This is a genomic window from Vibrio sp. SG41-7, assembly GCF_014164465.1.
GTDB classification, from domain to species: Bacteria; Pseudomonadota; Gammaproteobacteria; order Enterobacterales; family Vibrionaceae; genus Vibrio; species Vibrio splendidus.
Genome location: NZ_JACJFF010000058.1, coordinates 13967 through 33593, shown reverse-complemented (window position 1 = coordinate 33593; position 19627 = coordinate 13967). Strand labels below are relative to the sequence as shown.

Here is a 19627-nt window from a genome sequence, read left to right as displayed (position 1 = left end):
ATTACAAGCAACAAAAAGCCCCGCAAGCTTTCACTTGCGGGGCTTTTTTAGTTAATTTAGAAAAGGGCTAATTACTTACCAGCTTCTTTTTCTGCTTTAACTTTAGCGATTACTTCTTCTGCCACGTTCATTGGACATGGAGAGTACTGTGCGAATTCCATAGAGAATTGGCCACGGCCTGAAGTAATTGTACGTAGGTGACCGATGTAACCAAACATTTCTGAAAGTGGTACGTCAGCTTTAATACGAACGCCAGTTACGCCAGCTTGTTGATCTTTGATCATGCCACGACGACGGTTAAGGTCACCGATAACATCACCAACGTGATCTTCTGGAGTAAATACGTCAACGTTCATGATTGGCTCAAGAAGTTGCGCGCCAGCTTTAGGCATAGATTGACGGAATGCACCTTTCGCTGCGATTTCAAATGCGATTGCAGATGAATCGACTGCGTGGAAACCACCATCGTAAAGTTCAACTTCAACGTCTAGCGTAGGGAAGCCAGCTAGTACGCCGTTTTCCATCATGCCAGCAAAGCCTTTCTCAACAGCAGGCCAGAATTCTTTAGGTACGTTACCGCCAACAACTTTTGAAGAGAACGTAAAGCCAGAACCAGGTTCGCCAGGCTTGATACGGTAATCGATCTTACCGAATTGACCAGAACCACCAGACTGTTTCTTATGCGTGTAGCTATCTTCAATTGCTTGAGTGATAGTTTCACGGTAAGCAACTTGAGGAGCACCAACTGTTAGGTCAACGCCGTAAGTACGCTTAAGGATATCTACCTTGATGTCTAGGTGAAGTTCACCCATACCTTTCAGGATAGTTTCGCCAGTTTCTTCGTCAGTTTCAACTTGGAAAGATGGATCTTCTGCAACCATTTTACCGATCGCGATACCCATTTTCTCAGAACCGCCTTTATCTTTTGGAGATACAGCGATAGAGATTACTGGAGTTGGGAAAACCATTGGCTCAAGCGTTACTTGATCTTTAGGATCACATAGAGTGTGACCTGTTTGCACGTTCTTCATACCAACGATCGCAATGATGTCACCAGCTTGTGCGCTAGTTAGTTCGTTACGGTCATCAGCTTGCATCTCAACCATACGGCCAACACGCTCAGTTTTACCTGTGAATGAGTTAAGAATCGTGTCGCCTTTGTTCAATTTACCAGAGTAAATACGAACGAAAGTTAGAGCACCGAAACGGTCATCCATGATTTTGAATGCAAGAGCTTTAAACGTTTCTTCAGTAGAAACGATAGCGTGCTTACCAGTTTCTTCACCGTTCTCGTCCATTAGAGGTTGAGGATCAACTTCAGTTGGAGAAGGTAGGTAATCTACAACAGCGTCAAGGATGATTTGAACACCCTTGTTCTTGAATGCAGAACCACAGTAAGTTGGGAAGAACGCTAGGTCACGAGTACCTTTACGGATACAACGCTTGATGTCTTCGATAGAAGGCTCTTCACCTTCCATGTAAGCTTCCATTAGGTCATCGTCTTGCTCTACAGCAGTTTCGATTAGCTCTTCACGGTATTGCTCTACGTCGTCTACCATGTCCGCAGGAACATCTAGGATTTCGTAGTTTTCAGGAAGACCAGTGTCATCCCAAACGTATGCTTTACGGCTTAGAAGGTCTACAACACCTACGAACTCATCTTCGCGGCCGATTGGTAGAACCATAACTAGAGGAGTTGCGCCTAGAACGTTTTTAACTTGGTCAACAACGTTGTAGAAATCTGCACCCATACGGTCTAGTTTGTTAACGAAGATCAGACGAGATACTTCTGATTCGTTAGCGTAGCGCCAGTTAGTTTCTGATTGTGGTTCAACACCACCAGAACCACAGAATACACCGATACCGCCATCAAGTACTTTAAGAGAACGGTATACTTCAACTGTGAAGTCAACGTGTCCAGGAGTATCGATAACGTTTAGACGGTGACCGTTCCAGAAACAGCTTACAGCTGCTGATTGGATAGTAATTCCGCGCTCAGCTTCCTGTTCCATGAAGTCAGTAGTTGATTCGCCATCATGTACTTCACCAGTCTTGTGGATCTGACCAGTTAGCTTAAGGATACGCTCAGTGGTAGTTGTTTTACCCGCATCAACGTGCGCGAAAATACCAATGTTTCTGTATTTCGATAAATCTGCCATTGTCTTACTCTGTTAATAGGATATAAAATGCGCGCAGAGTATATCACAATCTGTGAGGACTGATAGCTTTGCATGCATTTGGGACTAAAAAACTTTGCCTTTTCGTAACAAAAACGAAAAGGCAATCTGTAGAAACAATCTAAATGATTGTTAGGTTTAGTGCTAACCTAAAGCGCAATTAGCGTTCAAGTTAGACTGATTTTCTGCTGTATAGAGTAGCTGAAGTGAGCTCAATTACAACTCATCAAAAGCATTAATTGCCTCTGATAATTTTTTGACCCCGTGGATCTGCATTCCAGGAATGCCGCCTTTAGGCATGTTAGCAGCAGGCACTATCGCCCTCTTAAAACCATGCTTAAACGCTTCATTCAAACGCTCTTGTCCACTTGGTACTGGTCGAATCTCACCCGCAAGGCCTACTTCACCAAACACAACCACATCTTTCGGTAGTGCTCGGTCTCTAAAGCTAGAAAGTAACGCCATCACTAATGCTAGATCTGCGCTGGTTTCGGTTACTTTAACACCACCAACGACATTCACAAACACATCTTGGTCAGCCATTTGTAAGCCGCCATGTTTATGCAGCACAGCTAATAACAATGACAATCGATTTTGCTCAAGACCAACCGCGACACGACGCGGGTTAGCGAGCTGGGAATAGTCCACCAGCGCTTGGATTTCAACAAGAAGCGGACGTGTCCCTTCCCACACAACCATGACCGAACTGCCCGAGGTTTCTTCTTCGCCGCGAGACAAGAAAATAGCCGATGGGTTGCTGACTTCTTTCAGGCCTTGGCCTGTCATTGCAAACACACCCAACTCATTGACCGCACCAAAACGGTTCTTGTGACTGCGCAGCGTTCTAAAGCGGCTATCGGTTCCGCCATCTAACAGCACGGAACAGTCAATAATGTGTTCCAGTACTTTTGGCCCCGCTAATGTGCCGTCTTTAGTTACGTGTCCCACTAAAAACACCGCAACGTTGTTCTGTTTCGCATAGCGCGTTAATGCGGTTGCCGATTCGCGCACCTGCGCCACACTGCCCGGAGACGATTGAACATCAGCGACATGCATAACTTGGATTGAGTCGATAACCATGATCTTAGGTTGCTCTTTTTCGGCAATCTGACAGATCTTATCAACATTGGTTTCAGAGAGCATTTTGAGGTGTTCTTTCGGTAAACCGAGTCGAGAGGCACGCATCGCGACTTGTTGCAGAGATTCTTCACCAGTGACATAAAGTGTTGGCAACTGAGAAGAGAGCTGACACATGGTCTGCAATAACAGCGTTGATTTACCGGCACCTGGGTTACCACCAATCAGAATTGCAGCGCCAGGTACGACACCACCACCGAGCACGCGGTCGAGTTCTTTGAAACCACTGCTAAAGCGAGGGACTTCTTGCAGGTTAATTTCCGATAATGTCTGAACGCTCGATTCTGTTGCCCCACCTGCGTAACCACCACTGAGTCGTTCATTACGCGCAACTTGAGGTGAAGCAGCTAACCTAACTTCGGTAATCGTGTTCCAAGCACCACATGCATTGCACTGCCCCTGCCAACGTGGAAAGTCAGCACCACAGTCATTACACACATAAGCTCGTTTTGCCTTTGCCATAAAACCTCAATAATTTACTCAGTTACACAATGATGTTGTCAATTTGTGACTTATTTGACCGTACGGGTGAAAATAAAAGTTGCAGTCATACCACTTATACTTAAAGATCGATTTAAACTAGTCGATAACATAAACGTACCGTCCATTCTAACAAGAAAAGTATGCAGCAATCTGAAATTCTATCTGTAGCAGAGCGACTCATCCCAGCCTACCACGCTGAGGATTTCGACTTCCTTCTTTCTCAAATGACAGAAGGTGAATCCCCGTCTCTGAAATTGCTCGTTAAAATGGAACTGAATCGTATCATGGCTCCGTGCACAAAGAGCATTGATTTACGCGGACGTATTGACACTGAATGCCGTCAATTTACGTTAGATGGTCGTAAACACTGGCTTGATGATATTGCTTTGAACGCGTATCAACGTGGTACTAAAAAGTTTAAAGGCTATACAGAGGGCGCGTGGGAGTTAGTGATGACTCCGCGAACTCAGCCACTTCGTAATATCGTTAAAACCTCGTCTCAACATAATCAAGATCTCACTAACGCTAATAGCCCGTATGAAGCGGAAGCCATTAACCTCGGTTACGACTTAAAGCGTCAAGAAAACAGACTCAAGATTAGTTCACAGGTTGAGATCACCACATCTAAAGGCCAAAGCCTACACGGTGTGACGGTTGATATTTCCCCGTCGGGTGCAAAATTCAAGGTACCGAGCGCCTTTAAGTACAACCTCGGTGAGATCATCAGCGTTAAGTTCACAGAGCTTATCGAAAAGTCGCAAGAAAACGATGTTTACCAAGCGGTCGAATTCCGCGTTCTGGGCATTGATGAGTCTTACGAGAATAACGCCGTCAAATTTTTAAGAACCATCAAAGTAAGCAATAACAATATTGTAGCCCGCTTGCTTGATGAGTCTTTGAATAGCTCAAGCAAGAAAACCAGCCATGAGAATCAAGATAGAATCATTCGAACTCGTACTCGAGGTATCGAACACACCTATCTCAAACACACCTGTAATCTTCCTCTTTTCTTTAGCGGCAGTGAGCTAAAGCTTGCTCTACTTACGGATAACAACCATCCGCTGTGGCAATACTGGCACGATGAGCGAAACCAACAAGCATTGGGTACCCTGTTCAACGAACAACGAATGAACTTGCTGGCTAAACCTGGCGTAAAGGGAACCAGTAACGTTATTTACTCGTTTACTCATGAGCATCAAGACAAGACCTTGTTCTACTCAATGATGCTTCCTGAAGCCTCTCGTGAGCAAAGACAGTTGTTCTGGCACATCGGTGGTAAACGTAAAAGCTGGAAGGCGTTCAAGTTCTCGGTGTTCGAACTTTCAGACACCGAGCGACAAGCCTTAGCCAAGCACTCGGATACGTTAGCTCAAAGCTCAGCACAACTGACGCATTGTGGAATCTTGCAAGAGATTGGCGATCACGAAAGTGCGGCTGACTATCTATTGAGTGAAAAACCACGTATTCCAAGCAGTGAACTGAACCGCTTCCGTCATCCGCGTTCTGTAGTGGGGAATATTCAAAGTATCTACTTCGACTCTCAAACTCGTCGCAAAGAACCGAGGTATCAATTTAAGTCGCCGTTACAGCTCACCTCACAAGATGGCGCCGCGGCTAACGGACATACCTTAGATATCTCCAAACGTGGACTCAGTATTGCTCTTGAGCATCCGATGGTACTCAAGATTAATGACCCGGTATTAGTAAACTTCAATGAACTGCAGCTCTACGACAAAAACCTGCCATTAAGCACCGTGCCTTACCACGTGATTCGAGTCAGCCCGAATGGTCGCAACGTGCAGTTGGTTATCGCCGAGAACACGAAGACAATGCGTACTATCGCCTTTCTCAATGGGCTTATCGTTCAAAACCAAAGCAAGTTGATTAAGAAGAAAGAGATACTGCCAACACACTCTCTGCTCGAGTCTCTACACAACATTTTGTTGAGCAAGATGGTCTGCAACCCAATATTCATTGATAAACCGGGCTCAACACTGCGTTGTAAGATCATTGGCGTAAACTTCCCGCTGAATAAACACTTAGCACTGCTCGCTAAGCTTGGCCACAACCAAAAGTTCTCACTCGAACCTATTTTCAAAGGGCACTCTAACTCGCTGTTGGCTGAACCACTGAAAAGAATTGAAGGTGCTGAACCTAAACACCATGATGTCTATATTGCTGCGGTTAAGTTTGGCGACAAGATCCAATCCGTACATACGAAGTTGGTCAAAGACTTCGCCTCGGCAAAGGAACGCATCTTATTCATCAAGAAAGCTCAACATTTAGGTGACGTGTATGTACTACGAGTCACTACTGCACCTATTTTTAATCCGCTAACGAGTTTATTCCAGTCTGATTTAGAAGAGCTCTCACGCATCAGCATGCACCAAGCTAAGAAGCTAGAGAATGAGGTCACGGCTTTTATTGGTTATGGTGAGATAGAAGATATTACCGATGAAGTGTTGATTCGATTGGAGCTGACACGCTAGCCTACAGCGGCGTTTTAACTTGAACATGAAATAGAAAAAGCAGGCTGATAGCCTGCTTTTTTTGTATCCGTTATACCGCCCTAAATATGACTAAGGCTTCGCTTGCCAGCTGATTTTTTGCTGCTTAGCTAACACACCCGACAAGATGCAAAGTACCCCGCCTAAACCGGCATAACGTACAGCGGTTTGAGCTTGTTGCTCTACTTTTGGTTTCGCATGGAAGGCGATGCCTAAACCTGCAGAACCCATCATAACCAAGTCATTAGCACCATCACCAACGGCAACAGTGTTATGCAGTTCCAATTCGTACTCTTCAGCCAACTCTACCAAGATATCCGCTTTAGTCTGCGCCGAAACAACATCGCCTAAGACTTCACCCGTCAATTTACCATTAATGATTTCAAGCGTGTTTGACTGAGCGTGGTCAAGATCAAGCGTATCTTTCAGATAGTCAGAGAAGTAAGTAAAGCCACCTGAAGCAATTGCCGTCTTCCAACCAAGCTTATTCAGAGTATTCACTAGCTCAACCAAGTCTGGCATGAATGGCAATGATTGACGCACTTGCTCCAAAATAGATTCATCCGCACCTTTCAGTGCGCCTACTCGTTGACGTAGGCTCTGTTCAAAGTCGAGCTCACCTTGCATTGCTCGCTCTGTGATTTCAGAGACTAACTCCCCTACTCCAGCTAGCTTTGCAATCTCATCGATACATTCAATTTGAATCGCTGTGGAATCCATATCCATTACAATCAAACCTGGCTTAGATAGGTCTGGGACCTCGCTAAGGCAAGCATAATCAAGCTTTAAGGCCTGTAGGATTTCTTCGTGTGCTGGTGTTAGGTTGCCTGACATCAAAGCCACTTCATAATGCCCTACCTTCCACGTATCAAGAATAGTGTTGTAAGTGCCTGTGAAAAAATCGATGTCATCGAATGATTGTGGTGATAGATACTCACCGAATACAATCCAGTTGGCTTTGGCTTTAGCGAGTTGAGAAGCGAAACGAGTCTCGGGGAGTCGAGTTAATAATGTTGTATGCCTTTTAATCGGCAGATATTTCTGAGCGTCCATGTGTATGATTCCTAATTAACTATGCTAAACGTTAACCTATTGCAATTTGAAAACGCAAGTCTCAATATGTCTTAATCATAACATTTGTTTATTTCAGGCTTCGTGAAACATGAATGAATCATTGTTCTCAATACGTAACGCTTTACGAATGCTAGCCCTCATTTTGTTGGCTACTATGTTCGTTGTAACGATTAAAAATACAGTCGTGATCAGTAAAGGTAACGAGAAGATCCAAGCAAAGCAGCTAGAAACGCTGACTAAGTTGCTTATCTCTCAGGCATCACTTTCTGCCAGTAAAGCGATCACACAACAAGACCAAGAGCGACTGCTTGATCTCACCAATCAGCTGTCTCAGGATCGCTTGGTATTCGATACCACGATATACGATGCAGAGGGGATTCGACTGGCTTCGAGTGAAAAAGCACTCTCAGTACGCGAAGTTCTAGGATTAGATACGCCACTTTCAACAGCAAGTATCGGCAGACAGCAATTAGTTGAACCTATCTACTCTCCAGAGAAAGCGATCATTGGATTCATTCGTGTGACCTTTGAAACGGGTAAGATGACGGCGATTTCTGATCACCATTATCGTAAAAGTGATCGCTACATGATCGGCATGGTGTTGATGGGGTTTGTCAGTGGCGTTGTGTTTGTCATGCTCATTCGTAGAAGAAAAACCAAGTCTGGTGAGAACTTGCTGCTTAAGAATGCAAACTCAGAAGCTTTGTCATAGGGTCTTTGGTCTTGGGTCTTGGGTCTTGGGTATTGGAATCACGAAATAAAAACCTCGGATGAGGCAAGATGAATTATTTCGATTGAAATCACATAGCCTTTAGAATCCAAGAAATAGCACTCAGTAATACATCATTACCAATAAAAAGCCCCGACGCTCAGGCAGCGACGGGGCTTTTTGTTATCTGTTAGTTTATCAAACTATAGAAAAATGATTATTCTTGATCACCAAGAAGCACAGAGTCTAGTGCGATAACCATCATGTCGTTGAAGGTCGTTTGACGCTCATCTGATGTGGTTTGCTCACCAGTTTTGATGTGATCAGAAACAGTACAAATAGTCAGAGCTTTTGCGCCGTATTCAGCACACACACCATAGATACCTGCCGCTTCCATCTCGACGCCAACAATGCCGTATTTGTCCATCACTTCGAACATCTCTGGATCTGGCGTGTAGAACAACTCCGCCGAGAACAGGTTACCCACTTTTACGTCTACACCACGCGCTTTTGCTGCATCTTCTGCCGCACGCACCATTTTGTAATCTGCGATAGCCGCGAAGTCATGACCTTTAAAGCGAATACGGTTCACTTTTGAGTCAGTACACGCGCCCATGCCAATCACCACATCACGCACTTTGATATCTTCACTCACTGCACCACAACTGCCGACACGAATGATCTTTTTCACACCAAAGTCTTTGATCAGCTCAGTCGCGTAAATAGAACAAGATGGAATGCCCATACCGTGCCCCATAACCGAAACCTTACGACCTTTGTAAGTACCCGTGTAACCAAACATATTACGAACATCACACACCTGAACCACTTCTTCTAAGAAGGTTTCAGCGATGTATTTAGCGCGTAGCGGATCGCCTGGCATTAGAACTACGTCAGCGAAATCACCCATTTCAGCATTAATATGTGGAGTAGCCATTGAAAATATCCTTAATCTCAAAACAAAAAAGAAGAGAGAGGTTTCCCTCTCTCTTAGTTAACCATTACAGAAAGCTTGTACCGTATCCCATTGGCGATGTGCCAAAGTATGACGCTAAGCTTTGACCGATATCAGCGAAGGTATCACGACGGCCTAGAGAGCCTGCTGGAACCTTGTTACCGTAAACAATCACAGGGATATGTTCACGAGTATGGTCTGAACCCGGCCATGTTGGGTCACAACCGTGGTCTGCAGTTAGGATAAGCACGTCATCTTCTTTCATCATATCGATGATTTCATTGATACGGCCATCGAAGTACTCAAGCGCAGCTGCGTAACCGGCAACATCACGACGGTGGCCGTATGCTGAGTCGAAATCAACGAAGTTAGTGAACACGATAGTGTTGTCGCCCGCTTCAGTGATCGCTTCTTTGGTTGCTTCAAATAGCGCTGGAATACCTGTTGCTTTGGTTTTCTGAGTGATACCACAACCTGCGTAGATATCAGAGATCTTACCGATTGAGTGAACGTTGCCGCCCTTCTCATCAACCAGTTTCTGAAGTACCGTCGCCGCTGGTGGCTCAACAGAAAGGTCACGACGGTTACCAGTACGTTCGAATTGACCTTTACCTGCGCCAATAAACGGACGAGCGATAACACGACCAATGTTGTAGTCAGCTAGCTCTTCACGAGCAATCTGACAAAGATCTAATAGGTTTTGTAGGCCGAATGTCTCTTCATGACATGCGATCTGGAAAACAGAGTCTGCAGAAGTGTAGAAGATTGGCAGGCCAGTCTTCATGTGTTCTTCACCTAGGTTATCTAGGATTTCTGTACCCGATGAGTGGCAGTTACCTAAGAAGTCAGACAGACCAGCACGCTCAAGGATGCGGTCAGTCAGTTCTTTTGGAAAGCTGTTCTCTTTGTCAGTGAAGTAGCCCCAGTCAAACAATACCGGCACACCTGCAATTTCCCAGTGACCTGATGGCGTGTCTTTACCAGAAGACAGCTCAGCAGCATGACCGTAAGCGCCAATGATCTCAGCGTCTACGTCCATACCAGGAGCAAAACGACCTGTCGACTCTTTGTGAGCCATCGCTAAACCTAGCTTAGACAGGTTTGGCAGCGTTAGTGGACCTTTACGATCCGCGTTGTCTGCAAGGCCTTGATCACAATGGTCAGCAATGTGACCCATTGTATCCGAACCTACATCGCCGAATGTGTCAGCATCCGCTGTTTCACCGATACCGAATGAATCTAAAACTAAAATAAATGCTCTTTTCATTTTCTTCACCAACTTATTGCTCTTTGCACCAGAACTCTGTTTATCGGTATACACGAGGTATACCGATATCTGTTATTTACACGTCTTCAGAACGAATCTGACGGTAAACATCTGGCGTTGCTGTATATTCTCCGCCCACAGTGATTGCATTTTGTAATGCCGTCGCAGCTTCTTGCCACTGTTGTTCATTGCGAGCATGAATCATTGCTAATGGTTTATCGTCGCTTGCTACTTCGCCAAGGCGAATGAAGCTATCAAAACCGACTGCGTAATCAATGCTGTCTGTTGCTACGCGGCGACCACCGCCCATACCAACGACAGCCATACCAATTGCACGCGTATCCATCGCAGATACTACACCGCTTTCGAGTGCGTACACTGGTTTAACAATTTCTGCTTTTTCTAGGTAGTTATCGTAGTTCGTTACGAAATCTACTGGACCACCAAGGCCCGCTACCATCTTACCGAAGCACTCTGCTGCTTTACCGTTATCCAGTACTGCCATCAGTTTTTCACGCGCTTCATCTGAATCTTTTGCTAGGTTACCCAGCACCAACATTTCCGCACACGATGCTAGCGTGATTTCCAACAAACGTGGGTTACGGTATTCACCAGTTAGGAATTGAACCGCTTCACGGACTTCAACTGCGTTACCCGCTGAAGAAGCCAGAACTTGGTTCATGTCCGTTAGGATTGCTGTTGTTTTAGTGCCTGCACCGTTTGCTACTGCAACGATAGATTTTGCTAGTTCTTCAGAGGCTTCATACGTTGGCATGAATGCGCCTGAACCGACTTTTACGTCCATCACTAGAGAATCAAGGCCAGCAGCCAGTTTCTTAGATAGGATTGAAGCGGTGATTAGCGAGATGTTATCTACTGTTGCTGTGATATCACGAGTCGCGTAAACACGCTTGTCAGCCGGTGCTAGGTCGCCCGTTTGGCCGATGATCGCCACGCCAGCTTCTTTGGTTACGGCACCAAACACATCGTTAGTTGGTGTAATGTTGTAACCAGGGATAGATTCTAGCTTGTCTAGCGTACCGCCAGTGTGGCCTAAACCACGACCAGAGATCATTGGAACGAAACCGCCACATGCTGCCACCATAGGGCCAAGCATCAAAGAAGTTACGTCGCCAACACCACCAGTAGAGTGTTTATCAACGATTGGGCCATCAAAGTTCATGTGGCTCCAGTCAATCACCATGCCTGAATCACGCATTGCACATGTTAGTGCGATACGTTCTGGCATCGTCATTTCATTAAAAAAGATAGCCATTGCGAATGCGGCAATTTGGCCTTCAGAAACCGTGTTTTTAGCGACACCTTGGATGAAAAAGTTAATTTCTTCTGTGGTCAGAACTTCGTTATCACGTTTTCTGCGAATAATTTCTTGAGGTAGATACATTAGTGCCTCCCAAACTCTAGTGAGTATGGTGTGTAGGGAAAGAGGTAATATGGAGTGACTTAACGTCACTCCATCAAACAGACTTAATTGTTATCAATACTCTAAATATTTGACGTTGCAGCTAAGCGACTATTCTCTTGAAAGAAAATCGAAGTTCATTCCTATGAACATAGAGGCTCTATGTGATTAGGACGGCCGGTGAACCGGTGAACTTACGCAGTCAACAACGCTGCGGCGTCAAATATGACGAGTAAATTAGTATGCTGCTGGATCAGCAGTCTCGTCTGTCACTTCTAATGTATTAAGAAGGTTAGTTAGTAGGCTTGAAGCACCAAAACGGTAGTGCATGTTGTCTGCCCATTCAGCGCCTAGTAGCTCATCAGCCATTGCTAGGTAAGCTTGAGCATCTTCAGCTGTACGTACGCCACCAGCTGGTTTGAAACCAACAGTTTTAGCCACGCCCATGTCACGAATAACTTCAAGCATCATGCGCGCGAATTCAGGAGTCGCGTTTACTGGCACTTTACCTGTTGAAGTTTTGATGAAGTCTGCACCTGCTTCGATACAGATCTGAGAAGCTTTCTTGATCAGTGCTTCTTCTTTTAGCTCACCAGTTTCGATGATCACTTTAAGCGTGATGTCACCACAAGCGGCTTTACATTGCTTAACTAGCTCAAAGCCAACTTCTTCGTTGCCAGCAATAAGAGCACGGTATGGGAATACTACGTCAACTTCGTCTGCGCCGTACGCTACCGCTGCTTTCGTTTCTGCAACAGCAATTTCGATGTCGTCATTACCATGAGGGAAGTTAGTTACAGTCGCGATGCGTACTTCTGGAGTACCTTGCTCACGCAACGCCTTCTTAGCGGCTGGGATGAAGCGAGGGTAAATACAGATTGCAGCGGTGTTACCAACTGCAGTCTTCGCGTCATGACAAAGCGCCACTACTTTTTCAGTAGTATCGTCATCATTTAGCGTCGTTAGGTCCATAAGTTTAAGTGCACGTAGAGCTGCTGCTTTTAAATCGCTCATTTCTATCTCCGATCAATATATTCAAATAGTTAACTACTTCGCCACCCATCCAGTATAGATGGATATTTTAGTAATGCTCAGTAGTCACAAATGAACGGACTTGGTTCCCTGAAGACTTGATAACTTTCGCTATCAATTGCAATCCTTGTCACCGCACAGTACCAGTTTGGTCTATGGCACAACAAATCAGTCATGTTGTGTCTAACATCTATAGCGTATCGCTAAGTTTGGCTTAATCCCAGAAGAATAACCTTTAGATAAATCCAAGCAGTTACTTTCTTGCCAACAAGAGACATCCTGTCCCTTAAGCTTATACATTATAGGTATCCATCAATAAATTGTAGTGCTCCTTAGAACGCAAACGGTTTGTATCTCAAAAAAACATTCTAGACCCATTTTCGACTCCAAGCATTCACTCATGCTAATGCTCAAAATCACTAGGCCCAAAAACAAAAAAGCCCCGCAGCAATTTCTTGCTACGGGGCGATATTATTATGGCGTCTATATATCGATTTCTAACTGATTAGAAAGACAGGAAGAAGCCAGCAATTGTTGCTGCCATCAGGTTAGATAGAGTACCAGCTACAACCGCTTTAACACCCATACGTGCGATGTCGTGACGACGGTTTGGAGCAATACCACCTAGACCACCTAGAAGAATCGCAATTGAAGAAAGGTTTGCGAAACCACATAGAGCGAACGAGATAATTGCTTGAGTCTTAACAGACATTACTTGACCAGTCGCTTCAACGATTTGAGCGTTGTCACCGATGTATGGTACGAAGTTTAGGTATGCAACGAATTCGTTAACAACTGTCTTCTGACCAATGAAAGAACCAGCAATAGTTGCTTCTTCCCATGGAACACCAATGATGAATGCTAACGGTGCGAAGATCCAACCTAGAAGAAGTTCTAGAGTTAGGTTTTCCATACCGAACCAACCACCGATGCCACCTAGGATACCGTTGATAAGAGCGATTAGACCGATGAATGCTAGTAGCATTGCACCAACGTTAAGTGCTAGTTGTAGACCAACTGACGCACCGCCAGCAGCTGCATCGATAACGTTAGCAGGCTTGTCGTCGCCACCGTCGATGTCTGAACCTAGGTTCTCGTCAACTTCATCAGTTTCAGGCTTGATGATTTTAGCGAATAGTAGACCACCAGGTGCTGCCATGAATGACGCTGCTACTAGGTACTCTAGAGGTACACCCATAGATGCGTAACCCGCTAGTACACCACCAGCAACAGATGCTAAACCACCACACATTACTGCGAATAGTTCAGAGTTAGTCATTTTAGGAACAAATGGACGAACTACTAGAGGTGCTTCTGTTTGACCAACGAAAATGTTTGCTGCTGCAGACATTGACTCGGCGCGAGAAGTACCTAGAGCTTTCTGAAGACCACCACCAAGAACCTTGATTACAACTTGCATCGCACCAATGTAGTAAAGTACAGAGATAAGAGCAGAGAAGAAGATTAGTGTTGGTAGAACTTGGAATGCAAAGATGAAACCGATACCGTCAACTGAGAAGTTAACAAGGCTACCAAATAGGAAGCCAGTACCATCTTTACCGTAGTCGATCACGTTTGCTACACCAGCAGAGAAACCTGCAAGTAGATCACGACCCCAAGGGATGTAAAGTACGAATGCACCAAGTGCGAATTGGATAGCGAAAGCGCCACCCACTGTTCTGATATTAATTGCTTTGCGGTTGTCGGATAGTAGTACTGCGATTGCAATCAGTGCAACCATTCCGACGAGGCTCATAAACAGGCTCATAGTTTATGACTTCCTTATTAGTTATTTATTGGCGTGTTACAAAATGGGGCTATAAAGCGGAGGCAATTATACTCATGCGACCACTAATAAAGTAATGCCGTCCTCACACTTTCGTACAAGATTCATGTACCATTCACACGCAAATGTGAACCAAATCACAAGCTCAGTGCAATTTACGCAAACGATAAACAAAAACCTTCGATTTTATTCACATATACCGAATGCGCGATGGCTATTTTGCCAAGTTTGCGCTGCAACCGATTGCTTTGGCTCTTTTCTAAGCAAAAATAGTTCATTTAAAATCGTAACTAAATATTTGGAATGATTAACATTTCCTTGGTTTCCATACATGGGCATGTCCGGAGCATCCGTTTCCAATACCAAGCATTCAAGAGGCAGTTTTGCGATGGTTGTGCGTGTTTTTTGTGCTCTTGGGTAAGTAATCGTTCCACCGACACCAATATAGAAACCGAGCTTGATCCACGCCAAAGCTTGCTGTTCACTCCCTGAAAAACCGTGAATCACCCCGCCAAAAGTGAACTTGTGCTGCTTTAATAATTCAATGAGTCGGTTATAAGACTTCCTCTCATGGATGATCAAAGGCAGCTCAAATGCCTTCGCTAGCTCCATTTGTTGGATGAAAAAGCGTTCTTGTTTCTCCCGCTCGACATCGACAAAAAAGTCGAGACCACACTCTCCTATCGCAACGCATTGACCGGTTCTTGATGAGAGTAATTGGCGAAGCTCTGAGAATTGCTCGTCATTGGCTTGCTCTAAAAAGTAAGGGTGGAAACCTAAGGCGTAGTAAACATTAGGGTAAGATTTGGCGATTTTATCGAGCTTCGACCAGTTACTTTGGCCAATAGAAGGAATAAGAATCTTCTCGACTTGAGCTTGTTTCGCTTCTTTAAGATAGCTATCAATACTTTGATCCGGTGTAAAACCTTGCTCAAACGCCTCAAAATCCGCATGGCAATGAGTATCAAACAGCGGAAAGTCACTTATTTGCTGTGTCATCTTCCCTACTCTCTGTTTGTTTCCCTTGGGGATCACGACGATAAGCAACACAACTGCGCTTGTTCTCAGGCGTTAAACCAAGCTCTTCACACCACTTATCGTATTTCTTAACCCAAGTTTTTATCCAACTGAACATAATTGCCTCTAACCTCAGCCTCTAAACCTTAAATAAAACGCATTAAAAAACGCCTATTGCAGAACAATAGACGTTTTTGTTTAACTCGAATAGAGCGCGGAGAAATTAGTGCTCGCGCGTCGCTCGGAACTGAACGTCAGGGAAACGTTCAGAAGCTAGGTTCAAGTTCACCATTGTAGGTGCGATGTAAGACAGGTTATCACCACCATCTAACGCTAGGTTAGCTTGGTTCTTACGTTTGAACTCTTCTAGTTTCTTCACGTCATCACATTCAACCCAGCGAGCTGTTGCAACGTTAACACCTTCGTAGATAGCTTCTACGTTGTATTCCGCTTTCAAGCGCGCTACAACTACGTCAAACTGAAGTACACCAACCGCACCAACGATCAAATCGTTGTTCTGCATAGGACGGAATACTTGTACTGCGCCCTCTTCAGAAAGCTGAACCAAACCTTTTAGAAGTTGCTTCTGCTTTAGTGGATCGCGTAGACGAATACGACGGAATAGCTCAGGCGCAAAGTTTGGAATACCAGCGAACTTCAAGCTTTCGCCCTGAGTAAAGGTATCACCAATCTGGATTGTGCCATGGTTATGCAAGCCAATGATGTCACCAGCATACGCTTTTTCAGCTCGCGCACGGTCGCCCGCCATGAAAGTTACCGCATCCGAAATACTTACGTTCTTGCCAGTACGAACATGATTCATCTTCATACCTTGGTTGTAAGTACCCGAAACGATACGCATGAATGCGATACGGTCACGGTGTTTTGGATCCATGTTTGCTTGGATCTTAAAGACGAAGCCAGAGAACTTCTCTTCTGTCGCTTCAACATCACGCTCGTTAGCTTGACGAGTTTGAGGACCCGGAGCCCACTTAGTCAAACCATCTAGCATGTGGTCAACACCAAAGTTACCCAATGCCGTACCAAAGTAAACAGGCGTTAGTTCACCAGCAAGGAACAAATCGAGATCAAACTCAGGACATGCGCCAATAACCAATTCAAGCTCTTCACGAACACTGCTCGCCAGATCTTCGCCAACAGCTTCGTCTAGTTCAGGGTTATCTAAACCTTTAATGATGCGAACTTCTTGGATCTCATGGCCGTGGCCAGATTCGTACAAGATCGTTTCATCACGATGAATGTGATAAACACCTTTAAACTCTTTACCACAACCGATTGGCCATGAGATTGGAGCACAAGCCATACCTAGCTCGCTTTCCACTTCATCAAGCACTTCCATTGGGTCACGAACGTCACGGTCAAGTTTGTTCATAAACGTTACGATTGGAGTATCACGTAGGCGCGTTACTTCCATCAGTTTACGAGTACGATCCTCGACACCTTTCGCAGCATCGATAACCATCAAACAAGAGTCAACCGCTGTTAGTGTACGGTACGTATCTTCCGAGAAATCTTCGTGTCCTGGAGTATCGAGTAGGTTTACTAGGCAATCATTGTATGGGAATTGCATTACCGACGTGGTTACCGAAATACCACGTTCTTTTTCCATCTCCATCCAGTCAGATTTAGCGTGCTGGTTAGAGCCACGACCTTTTACGGTACCCGCTTTTTGAATTGCGTTTCCGAATAAAAGAACTTTTTCAGTAATCGTGGTTTTACCCGCATCCGGGTGAGAGATAATTGCAAACGTTCTACGTTTGCTCACTTCTTGTTGGAAAGACATAGTCGCCCTTTGCTGATCTAAAGCGTAAAAAGGGCAAGTAGATAATACTTGCCCTTGAATTCTGTGTGCGGATTATACAGAAAGCGAGTCACTTTCTAAAGGGTCAGTTTACACCCTATTTTGTGGCTAATTGTGTGGTTAGTTATTTAGTCGGCTAAAAGACGTAACACGCCCTAACTAAACGACATAAAAAGATAGCTCATAATGATCGCATCTTCGTTGCCTTGCTTGGTTGGGTAATAGTTACGACGACGATCGACTTCATTAAAGCCAGCCTTCTCGTAAAGATTGAACGCATTCACATTACTTTCGCGAACTTCCAGCCAAGCACTTTCCGCGTCAGCTTGTTCACACATATCGAGAAAGTGCTCAACCAAAGCCTTGCCGTAACCTTTACCTTGCTGCTTAGGGTCAACCGCTATCGTCAGCAAAGTAACCTCACCGACAATGTTCTGAGCATAGAAATAGCCGACAACCTTTCCATCGACTTCTAAAACTCGGTGGCTGCCTCCACGACTATTAAGATCACGGATCATATTTTCAGACCAAGGATGCGAATGCGCGGTCTGCTCAATTTGCCAAATTGCGTCTAGGTGTTGTTCTGAAGTTGGTAAAAGTTGATTAGTCATAAGCACAAATTTGTTGCCATAAGTCGCGGCGATGTTGGTTATTACCGTTAATGTCAGACAGTAATGGAGATTGAAGTGTTTTTGCCTTCAGTTCATGGGCAGATTCGCAACCAGCAAACCATACCCATTCAACCGAACCTAAATCCACAGCAGACAAGTGTTGTGGTTGAAGGTGTAAAGCCTGAGATAAGTCGAGCTTGATACTTTTAAGTACGCGTTCAAACATCACAGCGAGATCTTCCTGAGGTTTTTCAGGCGAAACCAGTAGCAACTTACAGTCGCTCGATAGTGGAATCAATTCAGATTCGTAGCCAACCAAACGCTCTGGGTGACTAAGCTCCCATTGGCTGATGCCCATCTCTTGCAGGTATTGTGCGTGTGTTTGTGACATATCTAGCGGTGTAACCTTAGGTTTGTTGGTATTGCTCTTCTTAGAGCGAACTGAAAAGGAGCTCATTGGGGCTGATACTAACAAAAAATAAAAGAGCATCAAGCTCCTTTATTTAGACTAAATCAGTTTGTATCGGATTACGTGGTAAATCAGCTTATAAGTCGTTGAACTCTGGGCTGTAAGCAATCTCACCAGAATGCCCAGCAAACACCCCCTCTACCAACTCAATCGCTTGGAAAGCACCTTCAGGTACATCCCAAACACAACTCAGGCCAAACTCGCTCGCAGCCTTAAAACCAAAGCGGCCGTAGTAAGCAGGATCACCAAGCACAACACAGGCTGGGTAACCGAAATCTACCAATGTAGAAAATGCGTCTTCAACCAGTGATTTGGCAATACCTTGATTGCGGTACTCTTCTTTCACTGCGAGAGGCGCAAGTCCCTGCCAGTTATGATCGTCACCATAGAGAGTGATAGGGCTAAACATCAGGTGACCAACCACCTCGCCCTCATCAGAACAAGCCACCAGCGATAGCGTTAAATGGCTATTCTCACGCAAGCTCATAACCAAATTAGCTTCTGCATCTGTTTCAAAAACAGATTTCAATAAACGATCAATGACAAGTATATCTGCCGGTGCTTCAGTTCGAATAAGCATTCATTACCTCACTTTGTGTATCTGGGGATTGTACTCCCTTCTGCACAAAATCAGCTAATTGATTTAACAAAGTTTTCATAGGAATCGGCAATACGTCTAAATCTACGCTATCCATCAAGTTTTTGACTTCTAAACCAAGCTCTGTATCGCCCTCAATAGACAGTCTACGTTGAAAGAAAAGCGTATCTGGGTCTTCTTTACGCCCGGCAATCAACACAAGATCGTTAAGGTTTCCGCTAAAGCTTACATCTTCAACAACCTCGTTATCAGCTACAACTAGTTGCTCATTTTGATAGCTAATACACCAACTTAACCCCATATCTTTTATTGAGACTTTAAGCCACTTGTCTTCTAAGAATTCAAAGTCACCGTCCTCTAAAGCTTCCTTAAAGACATTCTTAAGCGCCTCCAATAAGGCTCTTTTTTGTACTGTTTTAGGCAATAACTGGACTGGAGATCGCAAAATTGATGCGGCATTTTGAACTAGTTGAGTGCGAATCTTGTTTATCACGTGACTTATCCGTAACTTTGTCAATAATATGGAATGCATCATAGATGATGTTGAAATCTCAGTTACT

17 protein-coding genes are annotated in these 19627 nt (G+C 44.7%); 2 read left to right on the top strand and 15 right to left on the bottom strand.

Annotation, left to right across the window (positions count from 1 at the left end; translation table 11 throughout):
* Nucleotides 1-71: 71 nt before the first annotated feature.
* Both fusA and radA read right to left on the bottom strand, forming a co-directional pair.
* A complete protein-coding gene (fusA, locus tag H5300_RS15705; RefSeq protein WP_017106964.1) occupies nucleotides 72-2159 on the bottom strand; it encodes an elongation factor G in 2088 nt (695 codons plus the stop codon).
* 234 nt (nucleotides 2160-2393) lie between these two features.
* The gene (gene radA / locus H5300_RS15700; RefSeq protein ID WP_054541846.1) at nucleotides 2394-3776 is read right to left on the bottom strand and encodes a DNA repair protein RadA; all 1383 of its coding nucleotides are present in this window, start codon (nucleotides 3774-3776) and stop codon (nucleotides 2394-2396) included.
* Nucleotides 3777-3937: 161 nt separating this feature from the next.
* On the opposite strand from radA, the gene H5300_RS15695 reads away from it, so the two are divergent.
* The gene (locus tag H5300_RS15695) at nucleotides 3938-6286 is read left to right on the top strand and encodes a PilZ domain-containing protein (RefSeq protein ID WP_182796372.1); all 2349 of its coding nucleotides are present in this window, start codon (nucleotides 3938-3940) and stop codon (nucleotides 6284-6286) included.
* Nucleotides 6287-6376: 90 nt separating this feature from the next.
* Here the strand turns inward: H5300_RS15695 and serB are convergent, their stop codons facing one another.
* Complete coding sequence (gene serB, locus H5300_RS15690; protein WP_061022456.1) at nucleotides 6377-7357, bottom strand: phosphoserine phosphatase; 981 nt, start codon at nucleotides 7355-7357, stop codon at nucleotides 6377-6379.
* A 109-nt stretch (nucleotides 7358-7466) separates the two neighbouring features.
* On the opposite strand from serB, the gene H5300_RS15685 reads away from it, so the two are divergent.
* Nucleotides 7467-8090, top strand: coding sequence for a YtjB family periplasmic protein (locus tag H5300_RS15685; RefSeq protein ID WP_182796371.1), 624 nt, complete (start codon nucleotides 7467-7469; stop codon nucleotides 8088-8090).
* 214 nt (nucleotides 8091-8304) lie between these two features.
* Here H5300_RS15685 and deoD read toward each other — a convergent pair whose 3' ends face one another.
* The 12 genes from deoD to H5300_RS15625 all read right to left on the bottom strand — a co-directional run bounded on the left by deoD (nucleotide 8305) and on the right by H5300_RS15625 (nucleotide 19602).
* Nucleotides 8305-9024: a purine-nucleoside phosphorylase gene (gene deoD / locus H5300_RS15680; RefSeq protein ID WP_004734474.1), complete on the bottom strand. Its 720-nt coding sequence runs from the start codon at nucleotides 9022-9024 to the stop codon at nucleotides 8305-8307.
* A gap of 64 nt (nucleotides 9025-9088) precedes the next feature.
* Nucleotides 9089-10309 (bottom strand): phosphopentomutase, encoded by a 1221-nt coding sequence (locus H5300_RS15675; RefSeq protein ID WP_004734475.1) that lies wholly within the window; start codon nucleotides 10307-10309, stop codon nucleotides 9089-9091.
* A gap of 76 nt (nucleotides 10310-10385) precedes the next feature.
* The gene (gene deoA, locus H5300_RS15670; RefSeq protein WP_026012373.1) at nucleotides 10386-11714 is read right to left on the bottom strand and encodes a thymidine phosphorylase; all 1329 of its coding nucleotides are present in this window, start codon (nucleotides 11712-11714) and stop codon (nucleotides 10386-10388) included.
* Nucleotides 11715-11969: 255 nt separating this feature from the next.
* Nucleotides 11970-12746 carry a deoxyribose-phosphate aldolase gene (gene deoC / locus H5300_RS15665; RefSeq protein ID WP_017080007.1) on the bottom strand — a complete coding sequence of 259 codons (777 nt, stop codon included), beginning with the start codon at nucleotides 12744-12746 and terminating at the stop codon, nucleotides 11970-11972.
* 523 nt (nucleotides 12747-13269) lie between these two features.
* Nucleotides 13270-14532 (bottom strand): NupC/NupG family nucleoside CNT transporter, encoded by a 1263-nt coding sequence (locus H5300_RS15660; RefSeq protein WP_004734478.1) that lies wholly within the window; start codon nucleotides 14530-14532, stop codon nucleotides 13270-13272.
* 204 nt (nucleotides 14533-14736) lie between these two features.
* Nucleotides 14737-15549, bottom strand: a complete 813-nt coding sequence (locus H5300_RS15655) for a TatD family hydrolase (protein ID WP_182796370.1) — start codon at nucleotides 15547-15549, stop codon at nucleotides 14737-14739.
* On the bottom strand, nucleotides 15530-15685 hold the full coding sequence (locus H5300_RS15650; protein WP_181258069.1) for a DUF5363 family protein: 156 nt from the start codon (nucleotides 15683-15685) through the stop codon (nucleotides 15530-15532). The genes H5300_RS15655 and H5300_RS15650 overlap by 20 nt, the downstream gene beginning before the upstream one ends.
* A gap of 105 nt (nucleotides 15686-15790) precedes the next feature.
* Entirely contained in the window at nucleotides 15791-17371 is a 1581-nt protein-coding gene (prfC, locus tag H5300_RS15645) for a peptide chain release factor 3 (RefSeq protein WP_004734481.1), read from the bottom strand.
* 173 nt (nucleotides 17372-17544) lie between these two features.
* On the bottom strand, nucleotides 17545-18000 hold the full coding sequence (gene rimI / locus H5300_RS15640) for a ribosomal protein S18-alanine N-acetyltransferase (protein ID WP_029222735.1): 456 nt from the start codon (nucleotides 17998-18000) through the stop codon (nucleotides 17545-17547).
* Nucleotides 17993-18391 carry a DNA polymerase III subunit psi gene (locus H5300_RS15635; RefSeq protein WP_029222295.1) on the bottom strand — a complete coding sequence of 133 codons (399 nt, stop codon included), beginning with the start codon at nucleotides 18389-18391 and terminating at the stop codon, nucleotides 17993-17995. The genes rimI and H5300_RS15635 overlap by 8 nt, the downstream gene beginning before the upstream one ends.
* A 154-nt stretch (nucleotides 18392-18545) precedes the next feature.
* The gene (locus H5300_RS15630) at nucleotides 18546-19049 is read right to left on the bottom strand and encodes a GNAT family N-acetyltransferase (protein ID WP_182796369.1); all 504 of its coding nucleotides are present in this window, start codon (nucleotides 19047-19049) and stop codon (nucleotides 18546-18548) included.
* The gene (locus H5300_RS15625; RefSeq protein ID WP_182796368.1) at nucleotides 19033-19602 is read right to left on the bottom strand and encodes an SCP2 domain-containing protein; all 570 of its coding nucleotides are present in this window, start codon (nucleotides 19600-19602) and stop codon (nucleotides 19033-19035) included. Before H5300_RS15625 ends, H5300_RS15630 begins: the two co-directional genes overlap by 17 nt.
* Nucleotides 19603-19627 lie beyond the last annotated feature (25 nt).

Coding starts and splice junctions, on each gene's coding strand:
- fusA (WP_017106964.1), bottom strand. CDS start 2,159: ATGGCAGATTTATCGAAATACAGAAACATTGGTATTTTCGCGCACGTT.
- radA (WP_054541846.1), bottom strand. CDS start 3,776: ATGGCAAAGGCAAAACGAGCTTATGTGTGTAATGACTGTGGTGCTGAC.
- H5300_RS15695 (WP_182796372.1), top strand. CDS start 3,938: ATGCAGCAATCTGAAATTCTATCTGTAGCAGAGCGACTCATCCCAGCC.
- serB (WP_061022456.1), bottom strand. CDS start 7,357: ATGGACGCTCAGAAATATCTGCCGATTAAAAGGCATACAACATTATTA.
- H5300_RS15685 (WP_182796371.1), top strand. CDS start 7,467: ATGAATGAATCATTGTTCTCAATACGTAACGCTTTACGAATGCTAGCC.
- deoD (WP_004734474.1), bottom strand. CDS start 9,024: ATGGCTACTCCACATATTAATGCTGAAATGGGTGATTTCGCTGACGTA.
- H5300_RS15675 (WP_004734475.1), bottom strand. CDS start 10,309: ATGAAAAGAGCATTTATTTTAGTTTTAGATTCATTCGGTATCGGTGAA.
- deoA (WP_026012373.1), bottom strand. CDS start 11,714: ATGTATCTACCTCAAGAAATTATTCGCAGAAAACGTGATAACGAAGTT.
- deoC (WP_017080007.1), bottom strand. CDS start 12,746: ATGAGCGATTTAAAAGCAGCAGCTCTACGTGCACTTAAACTTATGGAC.
- H5300_RS15660 (WP_004734478.1), bottom strand. CDS start 14,532: ATGAGCCTGTTTATGAGCCTCGTCGGAATGGTTGCACTGATTGCAATC.
- H5300_RS15655 (WP_182796370.1), bottom strand. CDS start 15,549: ATGACACAGCAAATAAGTGACTTTCCGCTGTTTGATACTCATTGCCAT.
- H5300_RS15650 (WP_181258069.1), bottom strand. CDS start 15,685: ATGTTCAGTTGGATAAAAACTTGGGTTAAGAAATACGATAAGTGGTGT.
- prfC (WP_004734481.1), bottom strand. CDS start 17,371: ATGTCTTTCCAACAAGAAGTGAGCAAACGTAGAACGTTTGCAATTATC.
- rimI (WP_029222735.1), bottom strand. CDS start 18,000: ATGACTAATCAACTTTTACCAACTTCAGAACAACACCTAGACGCAATT.
- H5300_RS15635 (WP_029222295.1), bottom strand. CDS start 18,391: ATGTCACAAACACACGCACAATACCTGCAAGAGATGGGCATCAGCCAA.
- H5300_RS15630 (WP_182796369.1), bottom strand. CDS start 19,049: ATGCTTATTCGAACTGAAGCACCGGCAGATATACTTGTCATTGATCGT.
- H5300_RS15625 (WP_182796368.1), bottom strand. CDS start 19,602: ATGATGCATTCCATATTATTGACAAAGTTACGGATAAGTCACGTGATA.